This window comes from Hyphomonas sp. BRH_c22 (assembly GCF_000961795.1).
GTDB lineage: Bacteria > Pseudomonadota > Alphaproteobacteria > Caulobacterales > Hyphomonadaceae > Hyphomonas.
Genome location: NZ_LADU01000012.1, coordinates 1 through 24,021 on the forward strand (window position 1 = coordinate 1; position 24,021 = coordinate 24,021).

General features: G+C 60.8%; 22 protein-coding genes. 6 read left to right on the forward strand and 16 right to left on the reverse strand.

Going from position 1 to position 24,021, the window contains the following annotated elements:
- Window positions 1-216: 216 nt before the first annotated feature.
- From VR74_RS01870 to VR74_RS01885, 4 genes are all read right to left on the reverse strand, one after another.
- Window positions 217-1,383, reverse strand: a complete 1,167-nt coding sequence (locus VR74_RS01870) for a nucleotidyl transferase AbiEii/AbiGii toxin family protein (RefSeq protein WP_299949349.1) — start codon at window positions 1,381-1,383, stop codon at window positions 217-219.
- The gene (locus tag VR74_RS01875; RefSeq protein ID WP_045693911.1) at window positions 1,344-1,937 is read right to left on the reverse strand and encodes a DUF6088 family protein; all 594 of its coding nucleotides are present in this window, start codon (window positions 1,935-1,937) and stop codon (window positions 1,344-1,346) included. The genes VR74_RS01870 and VR74_RS01875 overlap by 40 nt, the downstream gene beginning before the upstream one ends.
- 377 nt (window positions 1,938-2,314) lie before the next feature.
- Window positions 2,315-2,527, reverse strand: a complete 213-nt coding sequence (locus VR74_RS01880; protein ID WP_045693913.1) for a hypothetical protein — start codon at window positions 2,525-2,527, stop codon at window positions 2,315-2,317.
- 20 nt (window positions 2,528-2,547) lie between these two features.
- Window positions 2,548-4,005 carry a CHAD domain-containing protein gene (locus VR74_RS01885; RefSeq protein WP_045693915.1) on the reverse strand — a complete coding sequence of 486 codons (1,458 nt, stop codon included), beginning with the start codon at window positions 4,003-4,005 and terminating at the stop codon, window positions 2,548-2,550.
- Between the two features lie 322 nt (window positions 4,006-4,327).
- Between VR74_RS01885 and VR74_RS01890 the strand changes: the two genes are divergently transcribed.
- The 4 genes from VR74_RS01890 (at window position 4,328) to VR74_RS01905 (ending at window position 7,507) form a co-directional block, all read left to right on the forward strand.
- Window positions 4,328-5,410 (forward strand): HWE histidine kinase domain-containing protein, encoded by a 1,083-nt coding sequence (locus VR74_RS01890; RefSeq protein WP_299949351.1) that lies wholly within the window; start codon window positions 4,328-4,330, stop codon window positions 5,408-5,410.
- 40 nt (window positions 5,411-5,450) lie between these two features.
- Entirely contained in the window at window positions 5,451-6,506 is a 1,056-nt protein-coding gene (locus VR74_RS01895; RefSeq protein WP_045693917.1) for an HWE histidine kinase domain-containing protein, read from the forward strand.
- Window positions 6,490-6,870, forward strand: coding sequence for a response regulator (locus tag VR74_RS01900; protein WP_299949353.1), 381 nt, complete (start codon window positions 6,490-6,492; stop codon window positions 6,868-6,870). The genes VR74_RS01895 and VR74_RS01900 overlap by 17 nt, the downstream gene beginning before the upstream one ends.
- Window positions 6,871-7,153: 283 nt before the next feature.
- A complete protein-coding gene (locus VR74_RS01905) occupies window positions 7,154-7,507 on the forward strand; it encodes a DsrE family protein (protein ID WP_045693918.1) in 354 nt (117 codons plus the stop codon).
- Between the two features lie 104 nt (window positions 7,508-7,611).
- Here the strand turns inward: VR74_RS01905 and VR74_RS01910 are convergent, their stop codons facing one another.
- From VR74_RS01910 to VR74_RS01945, 8 genes are all read right to left on the reverse strand, one after another.
- Window positions 7,612-8,859: a TolC family protein gene (locus VR74_RS01910; RefSeq protein ID WP_045693920.1), complete on the reverse strand. Its 1,248-nt coding sequence runs from the start codon at window positions 8,857-8,859 to the stop codon at window positions 7,612-7,614.
- A complete protein-coding gene (locus tag VR74_RS01915) occupies window positions 8,856-9,167 on the reverse strand; it encodes a DUF3240 family protein (protein WP_045693921.1) in 312 nt (103 codons plus the stop codon). The genes VR74_RS01910 and VR74_RS01915 overlap by 4 nt, the downstream gene beginning before the upstream one ends.
- On the reverse strand, window positions 9,143-12,259 hold the full coding sequence (locus VR74_RS01920; RefSeq protein WP_045693923.1) for an efflux RND transporter permease subunit: 3,117 nt from the start codon (window positions 12,257-12,259) through the stop codon (window positions 9,143-9,145). The genes VR74_RS01915 and VR74_RS01920 overlap by 25 nt, the downstream gene beginning before the upstream one ends.
- On the reverse strand, window positions 12,259-13,314 hold the full coding sequence (locus VR74_RS01925; RefSeq protein WP_045693925.1) for an efflux RND transporter periplasmic adaptor subunit: 1,056 nt from the start codon (window positions 13,312-13,314) through the stop codon (window positions 12,259-12,261). Before VR74_RS01925 ends, VR74_RS01920 begins: the two co-directional genes overlap by 1 nt.
- A gap of 77 nt (window positions 13,315-13,391) precedes the next feature.
- Complete coding sequence (locus tag VR74_RS01930) at window positions 13,392-14,396, reverse strand: HAMP domain-containing sensor histidine kinase (RefSeq protein ID WP_045693926.1); 1,005 nt, start codon at window positions 14,394-14,396, stop codon at window positions 13,392-13,394.
- Window positions 14,393-15,409, reverse strand: a complete 1,017-nt coding sequence (locus VR74_RS01935) for a response regulator transcription factor (RefSeq protein WP_299949355.1) — start codon at window positions 15,407-15,409, stop codon at window positions 14,393-14,395. Before VR74_RS01935 ends, VR74_RS01930 begins: the two co-directional genes overlap by 4 nt.
- 90 nt (window positions 15,410-15,499) lie before the next feature.
- Window positions 15,500-15,877 carry a MerC domain-containing protein gene (locus VR74_RS01940; RefSeq protein ID WP_045693930.1) on the reverse strand — a complete coding sequence of 126 codons (378 nt, stop codon included), beginning with the start codon at window positions 15,875-15,877 and terminating at the stop codon, window positions 15,500-15,502.
- Window positions 15,877-17,904, reverse strand: a complete 2,028-nt coding sequence (locus VR74_RS01945) for a TonB-dependent receptor (protein ID WP_299949357.1) — start codon at window positions 17,902-17,904, stop codon at window positions 15,877-15,879. The genes VR74_RS01940 and VR74_RS01945 overlap by 1 nt, the downstream gene beginning before the upstream one ends.
- Before the next feature lie 256 nt (window positions 17,905-18,160).
- Between VR74_RS01945 and VR74_RS01950 the strand changes: the two genes are divergently transcribed.
- On the forward strand, window positions 18,161-18,949 hold the full coding sequence (locus VR74_RS01950; RefSeq protein WP_045693933.1) for a TIGR03084 family metal-binding protein: 789 nt from the start codon (window positions 18,161-18,163) through the stop codon (window positions 18,947-18,949).
- Window positions 18,950-19,025: 76 nt separating this feature from the next.
- Entirely contained in the window at window positions 19,026-19,823 is a 798-nt protein-coding gene (locus tag VR74_RS01955; protein WP_045693935.1) for a crotonase/enoyl-CoA hydratase family protein, read from the forward strand.
- On the opposite strand, the gene mmsB is transcribed toward VR74_RS01955, so the two are convergent.
- The 4 genes from mmsB to VR74_RS01975 all read right to left on the reverse strand — a co-directional run bounded on the left by mmsB (window position 19,820) and on the right by VR74_RS01975 (window position 23,942).
- A complete protein-coding gene (gene mmsB / locus VR74_RS01960) occupies window positions 19,820-20,710 on the reverse strand; it encodes a 3-hydroxyisobutyrate dehydrogenase (protein WP_045693936.1) in 891 nt (296 codons plus the stop codon). The genes VR74_RS01955 and mmsB overlap by 4 nt on opposite strands.
- 9 nt (window positions 20,711-20,719) lie before the next feature.
- Window positions 20,720-21,496, reverse strand: a complete 777-nt coding sequence (locus VR74_RS01965; protein ID WP_045693938.1) for an enoyl-CoA hydratase-related protein — start codon at window positions 21,494-21,496, stop codon at window positions 20,720-20,722.
- A 91-nt stretch (window positions 21,497-21,587) separates the two neighbouring features.
- Entirely contained in the window at window positions 21,588-22,361 is a 774-nt protein-coding gene (locus VR74_RS01970; protein WP_045693940.1) for a hypothetical protein, read from the reverse strand.
- Window positions 22,362-22,442: 81 nt separating this feature from the next.
- Window positions 22,443-23,942 carry a CoA-acylating methylmalonate-semialdehyde dehydrogenase gene (locus VR74_RS01975; RefSeq protein ID WP_045693942.1) on the reverse strand — a complete coding sequence of 500 codons (1,500 nt, stop codon included), beginning with the start codon at window positions 23,940-23,942 and terminating at the stop codon, window positions 22,443-22,445.
- Between the last annotated feature and the right edge of the window lie 79 nt (window positions 23,943-24,021).

The following is a 24,021-nucleotide window of genomic DNA, read 5'->3' on the forward strand; positions in this document are numbered from 1 at the left end:
GAGCTGAGGACCAAGAATCGATTACACTTCCCGTAAGTGATTGAAAAATATGGATAAAAAATATGGAATGTGGCACGTCACTCGCGCCAAACTAAACTATATAAGCCGTTGATTTGCAAGCGGAAAAAACCCGACGATCTGTGCTGCTTCGGGTTAGGCGCGACATTCGGGGTTCGAACCTTGAACACCTCGAATAGGCATCCCGCGCTTTCGTCGTTAGCCTGTTTGGTAACAAGCCTGACGATGAATATGCGATGACGTTTCTGCTCCAGCCCGTGAAGAATGATGAGCGTGCACTTGCCGGTGCGCCCATGATTGGCGCGGCTCAGAAACTTCTGGCGTATCTGGCCGAACATGATGCGATCGGCCTGACGAAGGGCAAGGCGTTTCGGGCGCATCGAACAGCATTTCAGCCATTTGCGCATAGTCAGATCGAAGTGCGGCCTCAAGTTCAGGCGCTGGCGCGAGTCTGAGCGTTGGCGGTCGGGCCGTCTCATAATTTGCCCAGGCCGCCCGGAAGAAGACGGATTTGTGGAGCGCCACAGCTTCAAGAAGCGCCAGATCGCTCAGGGCCTGAGGCCTTGTTTTGGATCGGGCGAGTTGCGCGAGGTCGTAATAGTGACGCGACATCCTCTCACCGAGCGGCCTCGCCGCATCCCGGTGCGCCAACATGTGAAGGATGGTCGCCTTTTCCCAGAATGTCCGGGCAGCTGACAAGGTCTTCACCGATACGCCTGGCTCTGAGAACAGGTCCGGAAACTGTTCGTTCACAAAGGGAAAGATGTCCCGCTGCTCTGCCGGTAGGTGATCCGAGCGTGCGCCGAATTCGAGGCGAACGAACGAACGCACATAGGGCAGGGCGGCTGTCGCAGGCAGGCTTTCCGGATAGGTGAAGATCAGCGTTTGCGGGTCATCATCTGAAGTTTTCAGAAGGACCGGTTTGCCAAGCGCTTCGCTCATCGCTTCTGACAGAGCGGCTTTGACCGAACCGCCGACTGCCTCAATGGCGCAGGCTTCGAGTTCGTCGAGCAAGGCCTTTCGGGTCTTATTGCTTGTCGCGTTGGCCGGGTCGCGCTCACCGGTGAAACCGAGATCATGGCGGTCAAGGCTGAGATCGATGTCTTCGGAGAAGCGGCGGATCAGGCCATAGGCTTTCGAAAGAGACGTGCCGCCTTTGAAGATCAGGCCGGGAATCCTATCGCCAAGTGAGAAAGCGCGCTTGATCGTCCAGCAGACCCAGAAGTCTTTCTCGACAATGGCGGCTTGCACGCCCATCCGCGCAGCCGTCTCCTGAAAGACCTCCGCGCGGATGGTTGCGGTTTCCTGCGCGAAACCATCCACTGTCAGGCCGCCGCGATCTGCTGAACCACCGGGCGCATCCATCCTGGTGCCTGAAGGGCATCTTTAACGAGGGCGCGGCGGGTGTCGGCGTCAATCGTCCTGGAGAGGCGCGCTACGACGCTTGCATCCACCCCATCCTTGCCGAGATAGCGCAGCGCCTGGAACACTGCACCGGTCGGTTTGCCAGCGCCGACAAGGTTCCTGGCGGCGGCGTTGCGCATGATGATGGTCTGCGCCCCGATCTGCTTCGTGCGGCTTGGTCCATCTGTCAGATAGACAGCCTTCGCCGGAACCTGTGTGGTCAGGCCGAGCATGTTCGCCGCGCGCGCCGGCGAGACCTGGACGACGCGTCCATCCTTTCGGGCGATGGCGGCGGCGACAGCATCAGGATCGGGCGACAGGCGGCCCAGACGAGGACTCGTCTTCGGGTAGTCATAAATGCCCCGGGCGAGTCGACGGATCACGCCCTGATCGGTCAGTCGCGACAGCGTCTGATCGACAGAGGCGCGCGAGCCGAGATCAAGGAAATCCGCGGGGGTAAAGACAGCCCCGCGTCCCTTGCCGATGATGCGGCGTTTGATCTTGTCGATGGCCATAGCCGGCTCCTTTATGTCAGAAAATAGGGCAAGTATTTCTGACAGTCAAGGGGCTGATTGGTGTGTGGTTCGCCACATGGTAATGTAGGCTTGGGGCGCGTGAAAGCTAAACGGCGAGAGGACCGCGATCCGGCGTGTGCGTCGGTCAGGGGGCTGGTAGCTTGAGGTATGTTTCAAACCCTCGGACAAGGCGCGCTTCTGTCCGATGAAATGTAACTTGCCGAGCTTTGTGTTGAGCGTCCCGCTACTTAAGCCCAGTCCGGCAGTGCTGAGGTCAGGGCGAACTGGAGCCGACACCGTAATTCGGCTACGCTCAGGCCGTGCACCGGAATCGTGTCAACTGCAACGATACGTCATGCGTGCATCATTCAATTTGCCTACGGAATGATATTGCCGGAATCGGCGACGGTAGTTTTCCACAGGTTTTTTGCAAGGTATTGATTCAATACAAAAATTGCAGTTCTTTCATCATCGAGTGGGAGTGATTTAGAGTCCTCCAGAAGGGGCCGGAACTTGCCAGAATACACCATGAATGCCTGGCCACATTGGACACCTGGCAGGCCGAAGGTCAGCCGGTCCGATGTTTCCAAGGTGGGTTCTCCTGGCAACCTCAGCGCCAGAACCGCTTCATGTCGATCCAATCCTCATGGGCCTCGGCGGCCGCCTTAAGCAGCGCTTTGCGCTTGCCCCCAGCTAACAGCCGCGAAGCACCCGGATCATCGGCAAGCCCGAGTTTGCCCAAGACCTCCGGAGCGGTCGCAAAGTCGTTGAGCGCGCCAAGCTGGTCCTGAAGGACTTCCAGCCCAGCGACAAATTTCTTGTGCCGCCGCCGCTCGCGCTTGTGATCGAACAGGCTGGCGAAGAATTCCGACGCATAGCGCAGCTTCTTGGCATCCTTACGGACCTGGTGGCGGGCCTCGTCATCTACATGGGCGAGTTCGCGCCCTGCTTTTTTCACCTTGCGACGAAATCTGTCGAGCGCGGTAATGGCGAAGTTTCGCGCGGGCTGATGGGGATCGTGCGTGCCTCCGGGCGCCTCCAGCCAGTCGCCGCTCGCGGTCCATTCCGTCAGATCGAGCGCAAGCGCCCGCACCCTTGCCTGTGCCAACACGTCTCCAACCCTGTCGTAGGCTGCCTCGCGCGCAGCAGCGATACGGTCGTGCAACGCGCCGGGTTTGGCGCGTTCGAGCAGCACGTCGAGATTGCGGGCATCACCCAGCTCAGCGGCTAGCCAGCGCAGTTCCTCACGCAGTGACACATGGACTTCACCGCTGATCACCGGCTTGAAGATGGAAAAGGCGGAGCGTAAACGACGCAGCGCCACGCGCGCCTGGTGCAGTGCTTCCGCGTCTCGGCCAGCCATCAACAACGCTTCATTCAGCCGAAACTGCCGCAGGCAACTCTGGACGATATGCCGGAAGGCGTCGGCCGCCGTCATCTCGTTGCTCAGCGTAACCGGCTCGGCCTTGACCTTCGTCCCGTCCGGCCCGGCCAGCCGATAGCCCCGCTCGGCCTTGCTCTGTACACCGAGGCGAACTGGCGCGACCGCATCAAGGCGGCGGGCGAGCGCAAACAGAGCGGCAGGTTCGCCCTTCTTCAGTTCAAGCTCGATTTCGCAGATCGTGGAGTGTCGTTCGGCCGCCACGGCCTCACCGCGATCCAGCGCCAGCTCGATCGTTGCGGTGCCGTCGCTGATAATCCAGCTCCTCCGTTCGATCCGCACCTCGAATGCGGGGCCAATGGCATCCGCCGCATCACCGAGCCGTACCCGGATCGGGGTTGTGCCGTCGAGGACCGGCGTATCATTGCGGACAGGGCGTTCCCATTCGGAGCGCACGAACAGCCCGGCGGCACTGGCACCGTTCGCCTTGACAGTCTGGATGCGCTTCTTGGCCGATCGGCGGATACGAAGCGAAAGTCCCAACTTCAACAGGACGTGATCGGGCGTATCGAAGTAGATCGCCCGTTGCTCGGCGATGTCAGGATTACCCGGAAACAATGCGGCGGCTTCGACCGCATCGGCCGCCTCCGTCGTCAGATCGAGCTTCAATTCCATTTCGTCCGCCATGCACGTCCTCTTGCAACGTCTCGCTATTCAGCACGGCCGATATCGAATTATCAGCGCCAATCCATAATGCAGGACGATGTTTAATCACCCCAGATTGATACAACGTTCCGAAAAATGTACGCTAAGTCGCGGTTCCGGGAAATGTGTGTTATTTATTGAATGAGCTTTCGTACCATTGATTGCCAGTCTTCGTTCCAGAAGAGCTCACAAATGATGTCTTGAAGAGGGGGGCATATGAAGTGGCGTTCTTTTGTCTCTGCTGGGCGCTGCTTGAAAGGTGTCGTCCACTCCGCTTCCGCGCCCAACCTGCAGGGCGCAACCGATGAATGATGTTTCGTTTGGCGACTTCTATGAGGCAAGTCCTGACGCGGTCGTCGTCATCGACCAGACAGGCAACGTCCTGTTCGCCAATCGCCGGGTTGAGCCGCTGCTCGGTTATGTCCCGCAAGAACTCGTCGGGAGGCCACACAGTGTGCTTTTGCCAGCGCGGTACCACGACACTCATACCGCTCATATTCGACGTTTCATGATTGATCCCGAGCCGCGCATGATGGGCACGGAGCTTGACCTTTACGCAAGACGCAAGGACGGGAGCGAGTTCAAGACCGAGATAAGCCTGAGCCCATATGCGGCCCCAGACGGCTTGGTCGTCATCGCTGCCATGCGGGATCGCGAGGCGTTGCATCCCATCAGGAGCGTTCTCGAATCTGATGTTGACGCACTGAAGGATATGCTGGCGCAAGTCCGGCACGATTTCGACCGGGTGCGTGCACAGGCCGGGATCGCAGCGATCGAACATGAGAGTGCCCAGCGGTTGCAGCGTCTCATGATCGAAGATCTGCATCATCGTATAAAGAACATTTTTGCGATGGTCATCGGCATAACCTCGCAGACCCTGCGCACCGTTGATACCCTGGAACAGGGGCGAGTGGCTATTTCCAGCCGTCTGATCGCCATGGCCAAAGCGCAAGACCTTTTGCTGCGGGCGAATGAATCCAGCACCGGGCTGGTTGACCTTATCAGTGCCGCCATAGAGCCATACGACAGTCAAGGTGCAGGGCGGATTATGGTCCAGGATACGCATATCGAGATCGGGCCGGAGGCGATCATGCCGCTCACCATGTCCTTCAACGAGTTGAGCACAAATGCGGTCAAGTACGGCGCCTTGTCCAACGAGACAGGGCGTGTCGACATCACCTTCATGGTCGATGAAGCGAACCAGCTATGTTCGCTCACCTGGACGGAAACAGGCGGTCCAACGGTCCAGGAACCGGTTCAGCGCGGTTTCGGCAGGCGTTTGCTCGGCGCCCTTGCCGCTCAGCTTCACGGCGACGTCCGGATGCGATATGAATCAGCTGGACTGGTTTACCAGCTCGACATTCCCCTAGCCTTAATACGCAGCTGAGATACTCGCAGCGGCGTTTCAGTCGAGGAGCCAAACCGGTATGACGAAAACGCCTGAAACTTCCACGCAACAGGATGACGCCGAAGCCGACGTCGAGGGCTTCAAAAAAGATCTGGGACCTTTCGTCGTCGCGGCTGAAACCACCCGAATGCCGATGGTTTTCACCGATGCAAAGCAGGCCAACAATTCCATCATCTTTGCCAATGACAGCTTCGTTGATCTCATCGGATACCAACGCGACGAGATCCTGGGGCAAGGTTTCAACTTCGTCCTGGCAAGCGATACCGATGCCGACGCGCTGGCAGCGATCGCTTCCACGTTTGAAGACGGGTTCTGTGGGTCAGTGGAGATATGTTGCCGCAGAAAGGATGGCAGCCCGTTCTGGGCCGACATCTTCCTCAGCGCGGTGCAGGACGAGAGCGGCGACACCATCCAGCATTTCGCATCGTTTGTGGACCTCACCCGTCACAGGGAGGAGCAGGCACGTTCGGGGATGCTGATCGATGAATTGAACGATCGCGTCAGAAACATGCTCGCGGCGGTTCAATCGATCGTCTCTCAGGCATTCCGAAAGAATGTTGATCCAACGGCAACTCGCGACTTTATCACGCTGCGTATTGCGGCGCTGTCCCGTTCCCATGCCTTGTTGTCCCATGGCGACTGGGGAAGGGCCGGACTGCGCGAAATTGTCGAGAACGCATTGCAACCGTTTACCAGCAGCGACGTTAAGACAGGACGATACGTGGTGACGGGGGACGATGTCCGTCTTTCACCCAAGCGCGCATTGGCTCTGGGCATCGCGCTTCACGAGCTTGTGCTGAACGCGGTAATTCATGGTGCTTTCTCCAATGATGCGGGATCGATCATCGTGTCATGGTCTAAGGAGCCGAAACCGGATGGTGATCGTTTGATACTGGTTTGGCGCGAGAAAGACGGTCCATCCGTCACGCCATCCCCGAAACCCGGCTTCGGCTCACGTGTGATCGAAGATGGCCTTGCCCATGAACTGGAAGCCGAGGTGCACATGGACTATCTGGAGGACGGCGTGATCTGCACAATCGACATGGCAGCACCCCGCGATGGCCGCGATGAGTAAGCTCCCCGCCGGTCTGCGGATTTTGGTCGTCGAGGATGAAATGCTCGTCCTTATGGGAATTCAAGACATGCTTGACGGTCTCGGCTGCGACTCCGTCAGCGCGGCCGCTACGAATGAGCAGGCCATAACCATTCTCAAGGCCCAGCATATTGATGCTGCCCTGCTGGACCTGAACCTCAATGGCGTCAGAAGCTATCCGGTGGCAGACTTGCTGGCGGAGCGCGGCGTCCCCTTTGCTTTCGCGACCGGCTATGGCGGGCATGGCCTGCGGGACGTGGACCGGGAGCGTCCCTTGCTCACAAAGCCTTTTGTATGTGATGATCTGGAGAAGGTGCTTACCGGTCTGCTGGCTATTGCAGAGTAGCCGGAATTCGGAGGACGAGCGATTCCCTGTACGCTGTCAGGCTAACGGCAGCGCCGAGTTGCCAAGAATCGCATTGAGCTATGACCAAACGAAACAATGAACGGTCTTCGCCATCAGTATCCCCATGCTACCAGCGCCAGATGTGCGTTGATCCCAGGAGTAGCGCACCCGTGATCTCTGGCTTGACCGTATGCTGGTACAGCCCTTTACCGGACCGGCCAGTGCCATGCACGGGGATACCCCCTCATTCGGAAGCAGGCAGGATACCCATGGAGTTCCAGGCATGAAACACCTCATCATCCTCAACGATCCGCCCTATGGCAGTGAGCGCAGCTATAACGGCCTGCGCATGGCGCACGCGCTGGCCAAGCACGATACGGCTGGCGAAGTTAGCGTCTTCCTGATGGCGGATGCTGTACTCTGTGCAAAACAGGGACAGACTACACCGCACGGCTACTACAATCTCGAACGCATGCTGCGGCGCGTCCTGTCGGCACGAGGCTGCGTCCTGATGTGTGGAACCTGCATGGATGCGCGCGGCCTCGCTGACACCGACATGCTCGAAGGCGCCACGCGCTCAACCATGGATGAACTCGCCGAAACGACTCTCGCTGCGGACAAGGTGATCGTGTTCTGACTGAGGGAGACACGCGTCCATGAACTCCAGAATAAGCTGGCTCATCATCGACTGGGAGCAAGCGTGAGCCCGATTACGTCACAGCCGGTGCCTGCGGGTTTTTGTTACGGCTGCGGCAGATCCTTGGTGACCGGCACCTGGTCTGAGAGCACGAGCAGTTCGAGGTAAGCTGCCTGTCGCAGGGCGCCTTGTTCCGCGACGATGCGCGCGGCTTCCACGACGCGGCGGCGCACAGTCATGAGATTGTCGATACGGATTTCACCGAGCGCATAGCCTGCCTCGAGGCGGTCAAGCGCACTCACGGTCAGTTCGAACGTCGCTTGCGCACCAGCCAGGAGCCGGTCTGCCCGATCAAGCCTGAGCCGGGCGTCGGCGCTGGTCTGTTCAAGACGCCACAGGACACGGCGCTGGTTTGCCGCTGCGATCCTGGCCTGGGCCGTTGCCTCGTCCGCACGGCTGCGCCTCGCCTGCCCGCCGAGCGGGATGGAGAACGTGGCAACGACCGCTGTCTCGTCACCGCCGAATTCATTGCGCAATCCTACGCCAAAGGTCGGGTCCGGCAGCCGGTCCGCTTTTTTGCGGCGCAGCTGGAGGCGGGCGCGCTCTGCTTCGAGCGCCGTTGGCCGCGTCACTGTGACCGCGGCAAGAGGCGCGGACATGATGTCATTGAGTTGAGGCCCGGTGATTTCGAGTTGCGGAGGCGCGTCCGGCAGGGTGATGCCCGGATACCGCTGCAAAAGGCTGGTGCGGGCGGCCTCGGCGCGAAGGCGATCGTCTTCCGCTGCCAGCTGAGCGCCCCGTGCTTCAGCGGCAAGGAGGTCGGCTTCAATCTGCCGACCTGAGCCTGCATCAGCCTTGTCCTGTTCAAACCTTGCGAGCCGTTGTGCCGATTCGGCCAGCTGAAGGGACGTTTCGGACAGGGCCGTCCAATGGTACCAATCGTTCCATCTCGTGACGAATTCCAGCCGCTCCGCAACATGCATGGCGTCTCGCTGTGCTTCGGCGATTTCGAGTTCGACACCGGCCAGCGTGCTATCGATACGCCGTTTTTCCGGCAAACGGACAGTGCGGGACAGATCGAGCGACCATTCGTTGAATCCCATGTCCGGCAGCAGGGGGTCTTCCACCCGCCGATGTCCGCCCGACGCGGCAAGCTCGAACTCATAAGGGCCCGCCGTCAACTGGTTGCCGACGGCGCGTGCCCGGTCGACATCAGCGCGTGCGATCTCCGTTTCCGGTGTGGCAGTAATGGCCTCATCCATGAGACGAAATATTTCGGCCTCCTGCGCTGTGGCCGAGGCGATTGCAGAGAGGACGGCCATGGCCGCCGAGACAAAAAAGCGCGGTTTCATTTCAGGCGTCCAAAGTCGAGGATTGGCTCGACCCAATAGGCAATATTGGGCCGGGGGCAGGCTTGCCTGACCGCTTCGAGTATCGGAGGGATCTCGCGCTCGGGCAGGATCATCAGGACAGTGATCACCCGCATGGCGCCGCGCACGCGTTCGGCCGGGCTTGGAAGGTCTGCGCTTGCCCCGCGCCCCTCGCCGGACAGGGTGGTATAGCCGGGCAGGGCTGGCTCCATTCCGTCTAGACAGTCGATCAGGGCCGACTCGATCGCGGCCGGGCCAACTAGCGTCAGCTTGCGTAAGGTCTGGTCCATTGGACATCTCCCTCATGATCGGATGCGGCTGACTTGTCTGCGCCAAACTGGCGATAGAGCACCGGCAGGAGGAACAGCGTCAGGAGCGTTGATGAAACAAGGCCCCCGACAACAACGATGGCGAGCGGGCGTTGCAGCTCTGAACCTGGCCCATTGGCGAACAGGAGCGGTGCGAGGCCAAAGGCTGCAGTCATCGCTGTCATCAGCACGGGCCGCAACCGGCGGTTTGAACCAAGCCGCACGACTTTTTCGAGCGGATGTCCCAGCGCGTGCAGGTCGTTGAAACATGTGACGAGGACCAGCCCGTTGAGCACGGCGATACCGAGAAGGGCGATCAGGCCGACTGATGCCGGTACGGACAGATATTCCCCGGACAGGCTGAGGGCAATGAGTCCGCCGACAAGGGCGAAGGGGATGTTGAAAAGGATGAGCAGCGACTGGCGAAGCGATCGGAGTGTCGCGAACAGAACCACGAAGATGAGCACGATGGAGACGGGCACCATGAGCGAAAGGCGCGCAGAGGCCCGGCGCTGATTTTCGAACTCGCCGCCAAATTCCAGACTGTAACCCACTGGCAGTTCCACCTGATCGCTCACAGCCTGCTGAGCGTCATTCACGAAGCCCACCAGGTCGCGTCCTTCGACGAAGGCCTGCACCACGGCGTAGCGTGACGCGTTCTCGCGCGCGGCCGAGGCGAGGCCGGCCACCCGCTCGATGCGTGCAATCTCCGTCAAGGGAACGCGAATGCCTTGCGAATTGACGAGACTGATCTGCGAGAAATCGGGGACGCTGCCGGATTGTTCGGGATCGGTGCGGATGAGGATGGGCGTGCGCCGTCCCGGTTCGATGATCTCGCCTGCCAGGACGCCTTCGAGCCTTGCCCGAAGTTCGTCCTGTATGTCGACCACACTGAAGCCGTAACGTCCCGCGCGCTGCGGATCGATGTCGATCTGCAGGTATTCCGACACGTCATTGGACGTTGTGAAAACGTCTGACGCGCCGGGAACGGCCGCAACGACAGCTTCTATCTGCCCGGCTGTCTCGGCCAGCGTGCCGTAATCGGGCCCAAAGATCTTGATGGCAAGATCACCACGCGATCCTGTCAGAAGCTCCGAGACGCGCATCTCGATCGGCTGGGTGAAGGCAGTCTCGATGCCGACGAAATCATCCATGACGGTCCGGATTTCACCCACAAGCCAGTCGGTGTCGGGGCCCCTCCAGGTCTCGCGCGGGGCAAGCTGCAGGAACATGTCGCTTTCATTCAGCCCCATCGGGTCGAGACCCAGCTCATCCGAGCCCACCCGGGAGATGACGTGTTCGACCTCCGGGACCGCAGCAAGAATGGCCGCCTCGATTCGCAGGTCGTCTGCTTCGCTCTGGTTGAGCGTGATCGATGGGAGGGCTGCAACCTGCATCACCACATCGCCCTCGTTCATCGTCGGCATGAATGTCTTGCCCGTATTCTGGTAAGCCAGAACTGCAAGCACGGCGCTGACGGCGGCAACCGTATAGATGGCGGAGGGACGACGCAGGACAATGCCCAGCAGGGCTTCGTATCCCGGTGTGATCAGCCGCATCAGAAATGTATCGTCTCCGGATTTCGGCTTCAGGAGATAGGATGCCAGCATTGGGATGAAGGTAAACGCCAGCAGCAGAGCCGATCCCAATGCGAACACGATGGCGAGCGCCACGGGCGCGAACAGCTTTCCCTCAAGCCCCTGCAGGGTGAGAAGGGGAACGAACACGAGGCAGATGATGAAAACACCTGCGGCCGTTGGCAGGGCGACTTCGCTCGTGGCCCGGTAAATCACGTGCAGACTATTGGCCTTGCGGTTTTCGCGAAGGCGCTCGACCGAATTCTCCGTCACGACGATGGCGCCGTCGACAATCATGCCGATGGCGATGGCCAGCCCGCCGAGGCTCATCAGGTTCGCCGACAGGCCGAACAGGCGCATCAGGAGGAAGGTAGCCAGAATGGCAGCCGGAAGGATCAGGCTGACGACGAGCGCGGCGCGCCAGTCGCCGAGAAACAGGATCAGAAGAAGGACCACGAGGCCAATGGCGATGAGAAGCGCCTCGCTGACGGTGCCAACGGCGGTCTCGATGAGCTCGGCGCGATTGTAGAAGACCGATACGGTTACGCCTTCGGGGAAACTGCTTTCCAGTTCAGCCAGCTTTGCCTCGGCACCGCGCACGACCGTGCGGGCGTCGGCGCCACGCAGGGCAACAATGATGCCTTCAACCGCCTCACCCGTTCCGTCGCGCGTTACCGACCCGTAGCGCGTCAGAGACCCGGTTTCGACGCGGGCAACGTCGCTGATCCGAACGACCGTGCCGTTCACTTCCTTGACCACCAGCCCGGCGAGATCCTGCGTGCCCGATGCCGCGCCGACCGTGCGGACCACGAGGGCTTCTTCCCCGTCCGAGACGCGGCCGGCACCATCATTGCGATTGTTCATTTCCAGGGTTTCGCGGAGATCGGACAGACTGACACCGGCCGCCGCCATGGCCGCTTCATCCGGAACGACCATATATGTGACGACCCGGCCGCCAAGCGCGTTTACATCGGCAACGCCGGGCAGGCTGCGAAGCGCTGGCCGGATCGTCCAGTCGAGTAGGCTGCGCTTCTCTTCCAGTGAGAGCGTGTCGCCCTCAATGGTGAACATGAAGACTTCAGATAGCGCGGTAGAAATTGGCGCAAGGCCGCCCTCGACTGTCTCCGGCAGACTGTCGCGGACAATGTTGAGGCGCTCGGAGACCTGCTGGCGGGCCCAGTAAATGTCCGTGCCGTCGGTGAAGTCGATTGTGATGTCGGCAATGGCATACTTCGCGCGGGCCCGCATCACGGTCTGGTTTGGAATGCCGAGCAGCTCCATCTCGAGCGGGCGCACGATGCGGGATTCCACCTCTTCCGGGGTCATGCCCGGGGCCTTCATGATGATCTTGACCTGTGTCGGCGCAATCTCGGGAAAGGCATCAATGGGCAGTTTGTAAGCTGAGTAGAGGCCGGCGAGGATCAACACGAGCGCGGCACCCAGCATGAACACCCGCTGAGTAAGGGAGAAGGCGATCAGTCGATCAAGGAAGCCCATCAGCCCGCCTCGACCAGGTTCTTGAGCGCAGCGAGACCCGAAACGACAACGCGGTCTTCCGGTTGAAGGTCGCCTGAAACAATCGAGATGGAACGATCCTGAGACACAATCTCCACGAACACCCGCTCGACCCCGCCTGCGCGCTCGACGAAGACGGCCGTGTCCGGGCCAAAGCGCACAATCGCACGTGCGGGAACGCTCAGCGCACTGCCTGAAGCGCCGAAGGAAAATACGGCATCGGCAAGCTGCCCGACGCGCCAGGCCGGCCCCTGCGGCAGGTCAACATAGATGTTCACCGACCGCGTGGCCGGATTGATTCCCGGGTCCATGGCGACGATCTCGCCTGTCTGATCCGAGGCCGAGAGATCGACCTGCGCGCCGATCGCGAGATTCGCGGCCAGGGCTTCGGGGACAGGCAGTTCCAGCCAGTAATCATCATCGGAGCCAAAGATGACGAGAGGCTCTGCCCGGGCAACCGACTGTCCAGGGGCGACGAGGATCTGCATGACCTGGCCGTCCCGCAGCGCGGTCAATTCGAATTCGCCGGATCCCGAGCCTGCGCGCACAATGGAGAGACTTCTGCGGAGCGTTGCCAGTTCAAGTTCGGCGGAGGCGGCGTCATGCCTGGCTTCATCGACTTCCTGTCGGGACCGCAGCCCCATCGCGCCGAGTTGCTCTGCGCGTCTGGCAATCTCGCCCATATGCGCGGCGGCCAGGCGCCGGGTCTCAAGGTCCGTGCGGCTCGCTTCATAGTCCGGACTGTAAAGGCGGGCGACCGGCGTTCCGGCGGTGACGGTCATGCCCGGAACGACGCGCATTTCGATGAGGACAGCGTCAAACGGCGAAGTGACGGGCGAACTGCCGCCGGGCGGGATCATCACCTGGCCGGTGAAACGGCGCGCCTCAGGGCTGTCTGATGCCAGCGAGACTGCAGCGGTCTCTATTCCGAGGGCCTTGCTCTGGGATGCGGAGAGATCAATCTCCTGGGCAAGGCTTGCGCCGCTTCCGGCCATTGCAAGCATGCCAATCACAAGAATGAATGAAGTAAAGTGCATCGTCACGCAAAGCCCCAAACATGGCTGTTTCCTGCGCCGAGCCATACCGGCTCAACCTGACAACACACTGACAGTGATCAGACTTTTGCATGCGCCGGAAAGACCAGGCGCAGTCCCCGCGCATCCGGCAGGCAGGTCTGCAACTCGCCGCCATGTGCCTCGGCGATGCGGTCAGCGATGGCCAGTCCGAGACCAGCCGATCCCCCGGGCGCACTGTCTGCGCGCACGCCACGCGCCTTGAGATGGTCAAGTTCGATTGCATCCAATCCCGGGCCCTGATCTAGAACACTGATCACTGGCCCTGGTCCGGCTATTACTGTGATCTGCCCGCCTCGCGGGGTTGCCCTGATGGCATTGGTCACCAGGGTGCGGACCGCAGCGGTGATGGCTTCGTCCAGTCCTGTAACCGGATCTGGGTTGTTGGTTTCGCAAGACAAGACGCGGCCCGCATCAATGGCGGCGGGAGCAAGGTCTTCAACAACGCGGCGGGCCAGCGCGGCGGGGTCGATCTGCATTCCCGACCCGCCAATTTCCACCGTGTTGCTTCTGGCAAGCAGCAGGAGTTGGTCGATCATGTTTGACAGTGACAGGATATGTTCGCGCAGCCGGGGCGCGTCCTGCTCCGGGAGTTTGTCAAGTTCAAGGGCCAGCATGGCGAGCGGTGTCTTGAGCTCATGCGCGGCGTCGGATGAAAACGACTCCTGGCGACGGGCATGGGTCTTGAGGCGGCTTGTCAGATCGCTGACGGCCTGCACGAAGGGATGGAGCTCGCTCGGAAACTTCCCCAGGTCCGGGGCATAGCTGTCAAGCCGCGCGGCCGCCGATTCGACTTCCCGAGCTGTGTCAGCAAGGTCGCGTTCGACCCGTCTTACGACGAGAAATGCCCCGGCGGCAAACAGCGCGAGAAAGACCAGCAGGGGCTGCACGACATGGTCGAGTATCTCCGCGCGAGCCTCTGCCTTGGGCAGCGGGGACGGGCCAAGAAGATCATATTGCTTCACCACGATCATCGCCAGCACGCAGGCGCCGATCAGGCCGGAGACCGCGAAACCTGCCAGAAGGCGAAAACGAATGGACCTCATGATGGTTTCCGGTGGCCAATAAAATAGCCGACGCCCCTGACTGTATGGAGCACATTGTCTGCGCCTGCTTCTAAGAGCCGTTTTCGAAGGCGTGATGCAAGGGCTTCGAGTGCATTTGGTGTGACCGGTTCTCCCGCGCCGTAGATTGCTGCCTCCATGCGTTCGCGCGGCACGACACGTCCACAATTTCGCAGCAGCGTTTCCAGCATCTCGGTCTCCTTGCCACCAAGCGTGATGAGCTGTTCATTACACCAGACCTCACGGCTGGCGAGGTCCAGCGAGAGTTCATCACATGTCAACCGAACGCTTTCGCGATCCCCCGGCCGGCGTGTAATCGCGCGCAGTCGTGCTGCGATCTCTTCTGCCTCTGCGGGTTTGACCAGATAATCGTCAGCCCCCGTGTCGAGGCCGCTGACGCGCTCATGAAGTGTTCCCCGCGCCGTCAGGACAAGCACGGGCGGGCGTGATTTTGGCTGTGCAGCCAGCCAGATCAATCCATCGCCATCGGGCAGGCCAAGATCAAGGAGGAGCGCATCATAGTTCACGGTCTGCATCAGATGCTCGGCGTCCTCCAGGTTGAAAGCCTGGTCAGTCTGAATACCACGCACGCCAAGTCTCTCCACCATGAGAGCTGAGAGGGCCTGATTATCTTCAATGATCAGTACGCGCATTCGAGACCTTTCGCCGTATATATGCATGTATTTGCTGACATGGCGCTGACATCCGAGTGACTGGCCCAATCCCTGATCGTGCATATTTGGAAAACCGGATTCTTGCGTGAGATCGGCCACAATCTCGCGCAGGTGGCAAGTCTCGTGCGTCCGGCCACTTTCCTCGCATCCCTGGGGCAGGGTAAGCCAGAGATCCTCCGCACTGGAAACCACCTGTCTCCCTAGTGGTTGCAGACTGGTGTTGATCCGCTCTGCTTGCGAGCAATTTCGCCGGAATCCATGATCGTATTTTTCGTGAGCATTATAATCAGCAGGGCTTTTTGAATCGTTCAGGGTCTTCATCGACGAGTGGGAATGGTTCCCCGTTTCTCGCGGCTATGCCTCACGGTATTGCACGATACCAAACGGCGCATGGCCCCCAATCGTGGCATTTCACTGGGGGGGACTGCTTGTGTGCCGGTTCCAGCGCCAAACGTGCGCTGATCCCAGGAGCAGCGCACCCGTGACGGTAAGGGGTGTCTCAAGGTCGTGCAGGGCAGGGGCAAAGGCTGCTGATACGAGCAGCGTGAGGCCGAAAGCCGCGAGCAAGGCGAAGCCGGTCCCGCCTCGCGATTTCCAGCTCCGTACGATGGCGAAGCCTGACAAGGGAAGCGCAGCCGCGACAAACGCCTTGTGCACCCATTCTGCGTCAGCGAAGACCCCCGCGACCGGGAGGAAAGCTGCAATCAGGGGCAGCGCCATGCAGTGAATCAGGCATAGGCCCGACAGGGTGACGGCCGAGGCGTCAATCGCGGCTGTACGGGCGGTCATCAAAAGGCGACCCTGATGCCGACCCGGATGTTCTGGCCCGGAGCAGGGGCAACATCCTTCAGGACAGAGGTGGAATACCGCACTTCCTCGTCGGTCACGTTACGTGCCTCGATGAAAGCTTCCGTGCCATCGGCACCAAAGCCAAAGTCCGACAAGTCCACTTCGGCCCGCAGGTCGAGCGTGGTGTAGCCATCTGTCGGCAGCTGGCCGGCGCCAGGATCGTCCTGATCGCCCGCAAAGGTTATGGCCGTGCCGACTTCCCATGCGCCCCATTCCGCGCTGGCGCCTGCATTCAGGGTGACCGGCGGGATGAACGGGACATTGCCGCCTCCATCAAGGTCTGCGCGCACAAGATCCACGCTCGCATCGAAGGTCCAGTCAGCACTCAGCGGACCATCGCGGAACGTGTAATCGGCATAGATCTCGCCGCCAATGAAGCTGGCATCATCCTGGACGAAGGCAAAGACCGGCAGGCCGTCGGCTTCGCTGACCTCAACGCCATCTTCCACGATGAAACTGGGCGTCAGGAACGTGAAGTCGCTGAATTCGGTGACAAAGAGGTTGATGCCGATGCCGCCATTCTCCCCGCGCCAGCGGGCAGTGCCCTCAAGGTTCAGCCCGCTCTCTTTTCCAAGCTCCGCGTTGCCGACTTCGAACTGTTCGGAGGCGAGGTGCGGACCAAAGGCGAACAGCTCACTCTCATTGGGTGCACGCTCGGTGTAGGAAAGCTGGCCACCGAAAAAGACGCCGCTGTCAAAGTGCTGGTGCAGGCCAAAAGAACCGCTCAGGAGATCGAAGTCCACCGATCCGGATATGACATTGGCGAGTTCGACACTTTCGATGCGCAAACCGCCTTCGACACCAAATCCGTTATCCCATTCGCGGGTCTCGTAGAGGAAGGCACCGACACTTTTCGTTGTTGTGGGGGTAATAAACGCCTCATCCCCGAACGCCCGAAGTTCCTTGTCGAGATACTGCACGCCGAAGGCGCCCTCGAAGCTGCCAATGGCATGGCCGAATTCGACGCGCCCTTCAACGCCATCGGATTCGTAGACGGTGCCAGGTTCGCCGGCCGCTTCAAATTCCGTATGGGTGTAATCGCCCACGGCGAACGTGCCGACAATGTCGGTAAGGAGGCCGTTATTGACGGAGACCCCGCCGCGCAGATCGACGCGGGTCTGTTCCAGGTCGATGAAGGGCGATTCGTCAGCTTCGCCGGGCAGGCCATAGGTCGCGGTCTGCTGTCGTATGGCGGCCCCGAGGAAGGCCGATGCGCCGACCCAGCTGGCGCCGCCCGCCAGCGACTGCGTTTCAGCAAAGGAGTTTGGCAAGCTGTCCTGCGGGCCATCCTCGCCGTCTGCCGCGCGCCGCAAGGCCGACCTGGCGAAACCGGGTATGTCATAGTCGCCGAAATCGCGTTGCGACCCGGTCAGGGTAAAGACGAATGGCCCCTTTGCCATTTGCGCTCGGCCCGCCAGTTCAGAACCCGCATTCACACTGTCATAAGCCCCGAACAGATCTGCCGAGACGGGGTCATCCGGAAGGTCTTCAACGATCAAGCCGTCAATCACGTTCACCACGCCGCCAATCGCCTGACCGCCATAGGCGAGCGCCGCCGATCCTCGCAGGATTTCAATCCGTTCGGCATCAATGCCATCGGCAGCAACCTGATGGTCCGGCGAGGCTGCCGAGGCATCAATCACACCGATGCCATTTGTCAAAACCTGTACCCGTTCGGCGCCGAGCCCGCGCAAGACCGGACGGCTCGCTGCCTGGCCAAAAAAGGTGGTGGACACGCCGGGCTGGCGGTCGAGCGTGTCGCCGAGCGATCCGGCAAGTATTTCCAAGATCTCTTCACGCTCGATCACCGTAGCATTGCCGATGAGTTCATCTGCATTGCGATCCGGGCCAGGTGCGGTGACGATGACGGTTGACGCTCTCAGTTCCTGGTCTTCGACTTGTTGCGCATGGGCCATTGTCGCCAGCAGGGGAGCGCTGGCGACCGCCAGGAGGAGGAAACGCGGCATAAGATGGGATCCTTCAGTTACGTTACGATATAACATCTGATTAGAAAAGTTGAGGCGCGTTGGCAAGCGGTTTTCACGGGCCGCATAGTCTGGTGTCCTTCGCGTTGCCTCCCGGCCACACGATCCTCACGGTGATGGCAGCGTGCCCCGAAAATGGCCGCGACGCGGACGCAACGGAAGGGTTGAGACGCTATTTCATCGTCACAGCAGGTCGCTATGGTAACCGCGTGAGCAAAGTTGAAGCGGAGAGACCCATATGGAACAGGCTAAAGACTTTCTGCAAGAGAGCCTGGCACTTCATGGCCTTCTGTCCGAGCGGCCGGATTCGGACTTTGAGCTGATTACCCAGTTCAAGGCGTGGACCATAAATGATGTGCTGAGGCACCTTCACTATTGGAACTGGATGGCGTGGCTGCAGCTGAATGACGAAGGGCTGCTTATTGCCCAGATGAGCGCGATCGCCCGCGCGGGCGGCATGCAGCCGGTCGAGCGCGCACATGTCGAAGGCGCCGGTGGACAGGCGCTGCTGGCCTTGTGGAAGACGCAGGCCGAAGCGACGGCGCAGGCCTTCAGTACCGCCGACCCGAAAGCGCGCCTGAAATGGGCAGGGCCTGACATGAGTGCGCGCTCGTCCATTACGGCGCGCCTGATGGAGACATGGGCGCACGGGCAGGAGATCTACGACCGGCTTGGAGCGACACGCGTGGAGACAGACCGGATCCGCAACATAGTCGTGCTGGGAATAAACACGTTTGGCTGGACGTTCCGCAATCGAAAGCTGGACGTGCCCGCCACGATGCCTTTTGTTCGCCTGATCGCGCCTTCGGGCGATGTCTGGGCCTATGGGGATGAAAGTACGGCAGAGCGCATAGAGGGCAGGGCAGATGAGTTTTGCCAGGTCGTGACCCAGACACGCAATATTGACGACACACAGCTCCAGGTTCAGGGCCAGACGGCGGAAACCTGGATGGCCTATGCGCAATGCTTCGCCGGGAATCCGGAAACGCCTCCGGAAGCTGGCGCGCGGACAAAGCATTCGTCCTAGGGGCAGGGGGAGTGGACAAACCCGCCTGCGCCTGACAGCAGAGTAGGCAAATTCAAACTTTCAGGGACAAAGAACCATGTCGATCCTCCTTCTCGAAAAGCGCGGCCCCATTGCAGTGATGACGCTGAACCGGCCGGACATGATGAATGCGCTTGGCCAGGAGGGCGACGGCCCGGCAGTCGCGAAGGTCTGCGCCGAAGTGGTGGCCGACAAGTCGATCCGCTGTGCTGTCCTGACGGGCTCCGGCCGTGCCTTTTCGGCAGGTGGGGACGTGAAGGCGATGAAGGAACGGTCCGGCGCCTTTGGCGGCAAGCCGTATGACGTGCGCGGTGGGTATCGCGACAATATTCATGTGATCGTGCGGTCGCTCTACAATCTCGAAGTCCCGCTGATTTCCGCAATCAATGGCCCGGCCATTGGCCTCGGTTGCGACGTGGCCTGCATGGCAGACATCCGGCTTGCAGCCGACCATGCCAAGCTGGGCGTCACGTTCCTCAAGTTGGGACTCATTCCGGGCGATGGCGGAGCCTGGCTGTTGCCGCGCCTGATCGGGTCGTCGCGTGCGGCGCAGTTGCTGTTCACCGGCGACGTGATCGACGCGGCGACCGCCAAGGAATGGGGCCTCGTGTCCGAGATCTATCCGGCAGACCAGCTGATGGATGAAGCCATGAAACTGGCCGAGCGGATCGCTGGCCAACCGCCGCAGGCGCTGCGTCTTGCCAAGACATTGATGCGTCAGGCCAATACGGCCTCGTATGACACGATCATGGAAATGTCGGCCGCCGCTCAGGCACTGATGCACGAAACCGAAGACCACATGGAGGGGGTCAACGCGATCCTGGAGAAGCGGAAACCCGAATTCAAGGGCCGCTAGATTTCGCCGCGCACATCCTTGATGACGCCGGAAAAGTCGAGGCCGCCAAAGCCTTTCTCATCGAGCTTGCCATAGATCGCCTCGGCCATCTCGCCGAGGCGAATGTCGGCGCCTGACGCTTTTGCTGCTTCAGCAGCGAGATGCAGGTCTTTCAGCATCATCGCGACAGCGAAACCAGGCTGGTAGTCGCGATTGGCCGGGGATGCGGGCACGGGGCCGGGGACCGGGCAATAGGACGTCATTGACCAGCATTGCCCCGAGGCCGTTGAGGAAATGTCGAAGAAGGTCTGCGCGTCGAGACCGAGCTTTTCGGCAAGGTTGAAGGCCTCCGAGGTCGCGATCATCGAAATGCCGAGCAGCATGTTGTTGGCGATCTTGGCAGCCTGGCCATTGCCGCTGCCGCCGGCGTGGAAGATGTTCTTGCCCATTTTCTCGAGGAGCGGTCTGGCGCGCGCAAAACTGTCCTCTGGTCCGCCGCACATGAAAGTGAGCGTTCCAGCCTCGGCGCCCGCGGTGCCGCCCGAGACGGGCGCGTCGACCATCGTGAAACCTGCCGCTTCAGCCTGTCTCGACGCTTCGCGCGCATCTTCGACTGCGATGGTGGAGCAATCGAGGAAAAGCGTGCCCTTTGGCGCATTCGCGGCGACGCTGTCCGACCCGAAATAGACACTGAGGACATGCTTGCCCGCGGGGAGCATGGACACCACGATCTCTGCATCGCGCACCGCGTCAGCGACGCATGCCGCGCCTATGGCGCCAGAGGATTCTGCTTTGGCGATGGCATCCTTGTTGAGGTCGAAGGCGCGGACCTGATGGCCTGCCTTCGCGAGATTGGCGCACATGCCCGCGCCCATGTTTCCGAGACCGATGAAGGCGATACGTGTCATGTGTGGCTCCTAGTGGTCTTTGAATTCAGGTGCGCGCTTTTCGGTGAAGGCCGTCATGCCTTCCTTCTGGTCCTTTGTTCCGAACAGACCCTGGAACAGGCGGCGTTCGAAGCGGACGCCTTCAGTCGTGGGCAGCTCCAGCGCGCGGCCGACCATTTCCTTGGCAGCCATGAGGGATGGCAGGGAGTAAGAGGCGATTTCATTCGCGGCCTTCATGGCCTCGTCCATCAGTGAATCATGTGGAACGACACGGGAGACGAGCCCGATGCGATCAGCCTCGGCGGCGTCGATCATGCGGCCGGTGAGGACCATGTCCATGGCCTTGGCCTTGCCGACGGCCTTGGTGAGGCGGATGGAACCGCCCATGCCGGGGGTGACGCCAAGCTTGATCTCGGGCTGGCCGAACTTGGCCTTGTCGGAGGCAATGATCAGGTCGCACATCATGGCGAGCTCGCAGCCGCCGCCGAGGGCAAACCCGTTGACCGCCGCAATGATCGGCTTGCGCGATGCGGCAAACCTGTCCCAGCCGGCGAAATAGTCCTGCACATACATGTCCGAGAAGCCTTGCGGCTGCATCTCCTTGATGTCGGCGCCAGCGGCGAAGGCCCGGCCCTCGCCTGTCAGCACCGTTACGGCGACGTCAGGATGCCGGTCGAGCTCGGCAAACAGGGCCGCGATCTCGGCCATGGTCTCGGCATTGAGGGCATTGAGGCTGTCCGGCCGGTTCAGGGTGACGAGGGCGACCCGGCCGGTATGTTCGAAAGTGATCGTGTTGAAGTTTGCCATGTCCGTTTCCAAATGAAAGTTTGCTTCAGCGCATATGCGCTGAAGGGTAGGCTGACGGCTTATCAGCGGCCAGTGTATTACGTTCAAGCGATCACATCGGCCCCGGCGGTGGCGGCGGGAAGGCGAGCCCATCCGTTCCGGCGACGATGCTGCCCGCTGTAGCTGACTCGTAGATTGCCGCTCCCACGGGCGAAAAGGCGAGCACGCGCGCCAGCACCATGACCGCGATGAGCACGCCCGTGCCCCAGAGCCAGGCCGGGTGCGGCCGGCCGTGGACGCGCCAGTCGCGCAGCATGCCGATGGCCGGGACGAGGAGCGCGACCAGGCCCGCAGTTTCGAAGGCATAAGGCGTCAGCAAAGGCATCGGAATGAGGCGGCCGAAGCCCGGCCCCATGAGCATGACGAAAGCACCGACCTGCAGGCGCGCATGCCAATCCGTCTGCTGGCGCAGGGCAATGGCCGCGATGAGCAGGCCGGCGAAACCCAGCAGCGTCATGGGGTTTGCGATCAGGAAATGCTGGGGCTGGAAGAAGAAGGGGGTGCGCCCGGTCTGCGTTGCCGCCAAGGTCACAAGCGTTCCGAAGACAATCATGGTGATTGCCCAGACGAGCGCGAGCTTTCCGAGCTGGCGATGCATTGCGATGTTGCCGCCGGTGGCGAGCCAGGACTGGGCCAGCACGATGCCGACCCAGCCCATGAAGACGACGGCATGAAGGTGCACGATCAGCGGTGCGTTGAAGCTGGACCTGCCGAGTGCCAGCTGGACCACAAAGCCCGACACGAGCACGAAGGCCATGGCGGTGAAACATGCCCGGAAGAACTGGCGGTCGCTGGCGGCAGGATGTGCGAGTATGGTAGACGTCATCAATCCCTCCCCGATTTCGATGTCTAAACCTGAGCAAAATACCTGACCTCTGAATTCCGGACAAGCCGCCGCGCGGCAGGCCTATCCCATAGTCGGAATGATGAAGGCCTGGTCGCCGATTTCGTCGCCTTCGGGCCAGCGCTGGGTGACCGTCTTGATCTTCGTCCAGAAGCGAACGCCTTCAGGGCCATGCTGGTTGGTGTCGCCGAAGGCCGAGCGCTTCCAGCCTCCGAATGTATGATACGACACCGGCACAGGGATCGGCACGTTGACGCCGACCATACCGACATTGACCTGCGCGGCAAACTCGCGCGCGGCCCGGCCGTTGGACGTGAAGATGGCGCACCCATTGCCATACTGGTGGTCGGAGGCGAGCGCAGCAGCCTCTTTCAGCGTTTCAGCACGAACCACCTGCAGGACGGGACCGAAGATCTCTTCCTTGTAGGATTGCATGTGCGGTTTCACATTGTCGAACAGGGACGGGCCGATGAAGAAGCCATTCTCGTGGCCCTGCAGCGTGTGGCCGCGGCCATCCATCAACAGGTCGGCGCCTTCATCGACGCCCATCTGGATATAGGACTCGACCTTGGCCTTGTGGGCGGCTGAGACGACGGGGCCGTAATGGGCATCCGTGTCAGTCGAGATGCCGACCTTGAGTGTGCGGGCGGCGTCCAGCATGCGTTCAACGAACTCGTCACCGGTCTTTTTGCCGACCGTGACAGCGACGGGCAGGGCCATGCAGCGCTCGCCGGCTGAGCCATAGGCGGCGCCGACAATATCCTTCACGGCCTGCTCCATATTACAGTCCGGCATGATGATGCCGTGGTTCTTCGCGCCGCCCATGGCCTGGACGCGTTTGCCGTGGCTGGTGCCGAGGCTGTAGACGTATTGGGCAATGTCGGAGGAACCGACAAAGCTGACGGCCTTGATGTCAGGATGGGTCAGGATCGCATCGACCGAGACCTTGTCACCATGCACGCAGTTGAGGACGCCAGCGGGCGCGCCGGCTTCGAGCATCAGTTCGGCGAGGCGGAGCGGGACCGAGGGGTCTTTCTCGCTCGGCTTGAGGATGAATGTGTTGCCGCAGGCAATGGCGACAGCCGACATCCAGCAGGGGATCATGGCGGGGAAGTTGAACGGCGTGATGCCCGCCACGACGCCGAGCGGCTGGCGCATGGAATAGACGTCGATTCCGGGGCCTGCGCCTTCGGTATATTCGCCCTTTTGCAGGTGGGGGATGCCGCAGGCGAATTCGACCACGTCTATACCGCGCTGAACGTCGCCCTTTGAATCGGCGACGACCTTGCCGTGTTCGGATGAGAGCAGTTCAGCGAGTTCGTTGATGTTCGCTTCCAGAAGGCGCTTGAACTCGAACATGACACGGGCGCGGCGCTGCGGATTGGTCGTGGACCAGCCGAGGAAAGCGGCCCTGGCGCTGTCAACGGCCGCACCGAGTTCGGCCTCGGTTGCAAGCTGGACCCGCGCCTGAACCTCACCCGTGTTCGGATTGTAGATGTCGCCGAAGCGGCCGGACGTGCCGACGACTTGCTTGCCATTGATGAAGTGATGAACGTCGCGCATGGGCTGTGATCCCTTTGATTGCCATTTGCCCCTTACTTACGACCAGTGTTTCTTCTGGTAAATGAAGATAAATGCAGCT

Excerpts from the sequence above, each read along its gene's own strand:
- VR74_RS01905 (WP_045693918.1), top strand. The coding sequence starts at position 7,154 with ATGAAACACCTCATCATCCTCAACGATCCGCCCTATGGCAGTGAGCGC.
- VR74_RS01895 (WP_045693917.1), top strand. The coding sequence starts at position 5,451 with ATGACGAAAACGCCTGAAACTTCCACGCAACAGGATGACGCCGAAGCC.
- VR74_RS01890 (WP_299949351.1), top strand. The coding sequence starts at position 4,328 with ATGAATGATGTTTCGTTTGGCGACTTCTATGAGGCAAGTCCTGACGCG.
- VR74_RS01940 (WP_045693930.1), bottom strand. The coding sequence starts at position 15,877 with ATGACCGCCCGTACAGCCGCGATTGACGCCTCGGCCGTCACCCTGTCG.
- mmsB (WP_045693936.1), bottom strand. The coding sequence starts at position 20,710 with ATGACACGTATCGCCTTCATCGGTCTCGGAAACATGGGCGCGGGCATG.
- VR74_RS01945 (WP_299949357.1), bottom strand. The coding sequence starts at position 17,904 with ATGCCGCGTTTCCTCCTCCTGGCGGTCGCCAGCGCTCCCCTGCTGGCG.
- VR74_RS01885 (WP_045693915.1), bottom strand. The coding sequence starts at position 4,005 with ATGGCGGACGAAATGGAATTGAAGCTCGATCTGACGACGGAGGCGGCC.
- VR74_RS01950 (WP_045693933.1), top strand. The coding sequence starts at position 18,161 with ATGGAACAGGCTAAAGACTTTCTGCAAGAGAGCCTGGCACTTCATGGC.
- VR74_RS01975 (WP_045693942.1), bottom strand. The coding sequence starts at position 23,942 with ATGCGCGACGTTCATCACTTCATCAATGGCAAGCAAGTCGTCGGCACG.
- VR74_RS01910 (WP_045693920.1), bottom strand. The coding sequence starts at position 8,859 with ATGAAACCGCGCTTTTTTGTCTCGGCGGCCATGGCCGTCCTCTCTGCA.
- VR74_RS01925 (WP_045693925.1), bottom strand. The coding sequence starts at position 13,314 with ATGCACTTTACTTCATTCATTCTTGTGATTGGCATGCTTGCAATGGCC.
- VR74_RS01935 (WP_299949355.1), bottom strand. The coding sequence starts at position 15,409 with ATGAAGACCCTGAACGATTCAAAAAGCCCTGCTGATTATAATGCTCAC.
- VR74_RS01915 (WP_045693921.1), bottom strand. The coding sequence starts at position 9,167 with ATGGACCAGACCTTACGCAAGCTGACGCTAGTTGGCCCGGCCGCGATC.
- VR74_RS01920 (WP_045693923.1), bottom strand. The coding sequence starts at position 12,259 with ATGGGCTTCCTTGATCGACTGATCGCCTTCTCCCTTACTCAGCGGGTG.
- VR74_RS01970 (WP_045693940.1), bottom strand. The coding sequence starts at position 22,361 with ATGACGTCTACCATACTCGCACATCCTGCCGCCAGCGACCGCCAGTTC.
- VR74_RS01930 (WP_045693926.1), bottom strand. The coding sequence starts at position 14,396 with ATGAGGTCCATTCGTTTTCGCCTTCTGGCAGGTTTCGCGGTCTCCGGC.
- VR74_RS01875 (WP_045693911.1), bottom strand. The coding sequence starts at position 1,937 with ATGGCCATCGACAAGATCAAACGCCGCATCATCGGCAAGGGACGCGGG.
- VR74_RS01955 (WP_045693935.1), top strand. The coding sequence starts at position 19,026 with ATGTCGATCCTCCTTCTCGAAAAGCGCGGCCCCATTGCAGTGATGACG.
- VR74_RS01870 (WP_299949349.1), bottom strand. The coding sequence starts at position 1,383 with ATGGATGCGCCCGGTGGTTCAGCAGATCGCGGCGGCCTGACAGTGGAT.
- VR74_RS01900 (WP_299949353.1), top strand. The coding sequence starts at position 6,490 with ATGGCCGCGATGAGTAAGCTCCCCGCCGGTCTGCGGATTTTGGTCGTC.
- VR74_RS01965 (WP_045693938.1), bottom strand. The coding sequence starts at position 21,496 with ATGGCAAACTTCAACACGATCACTTTCGAACATACCGGCCGGGTCGCC.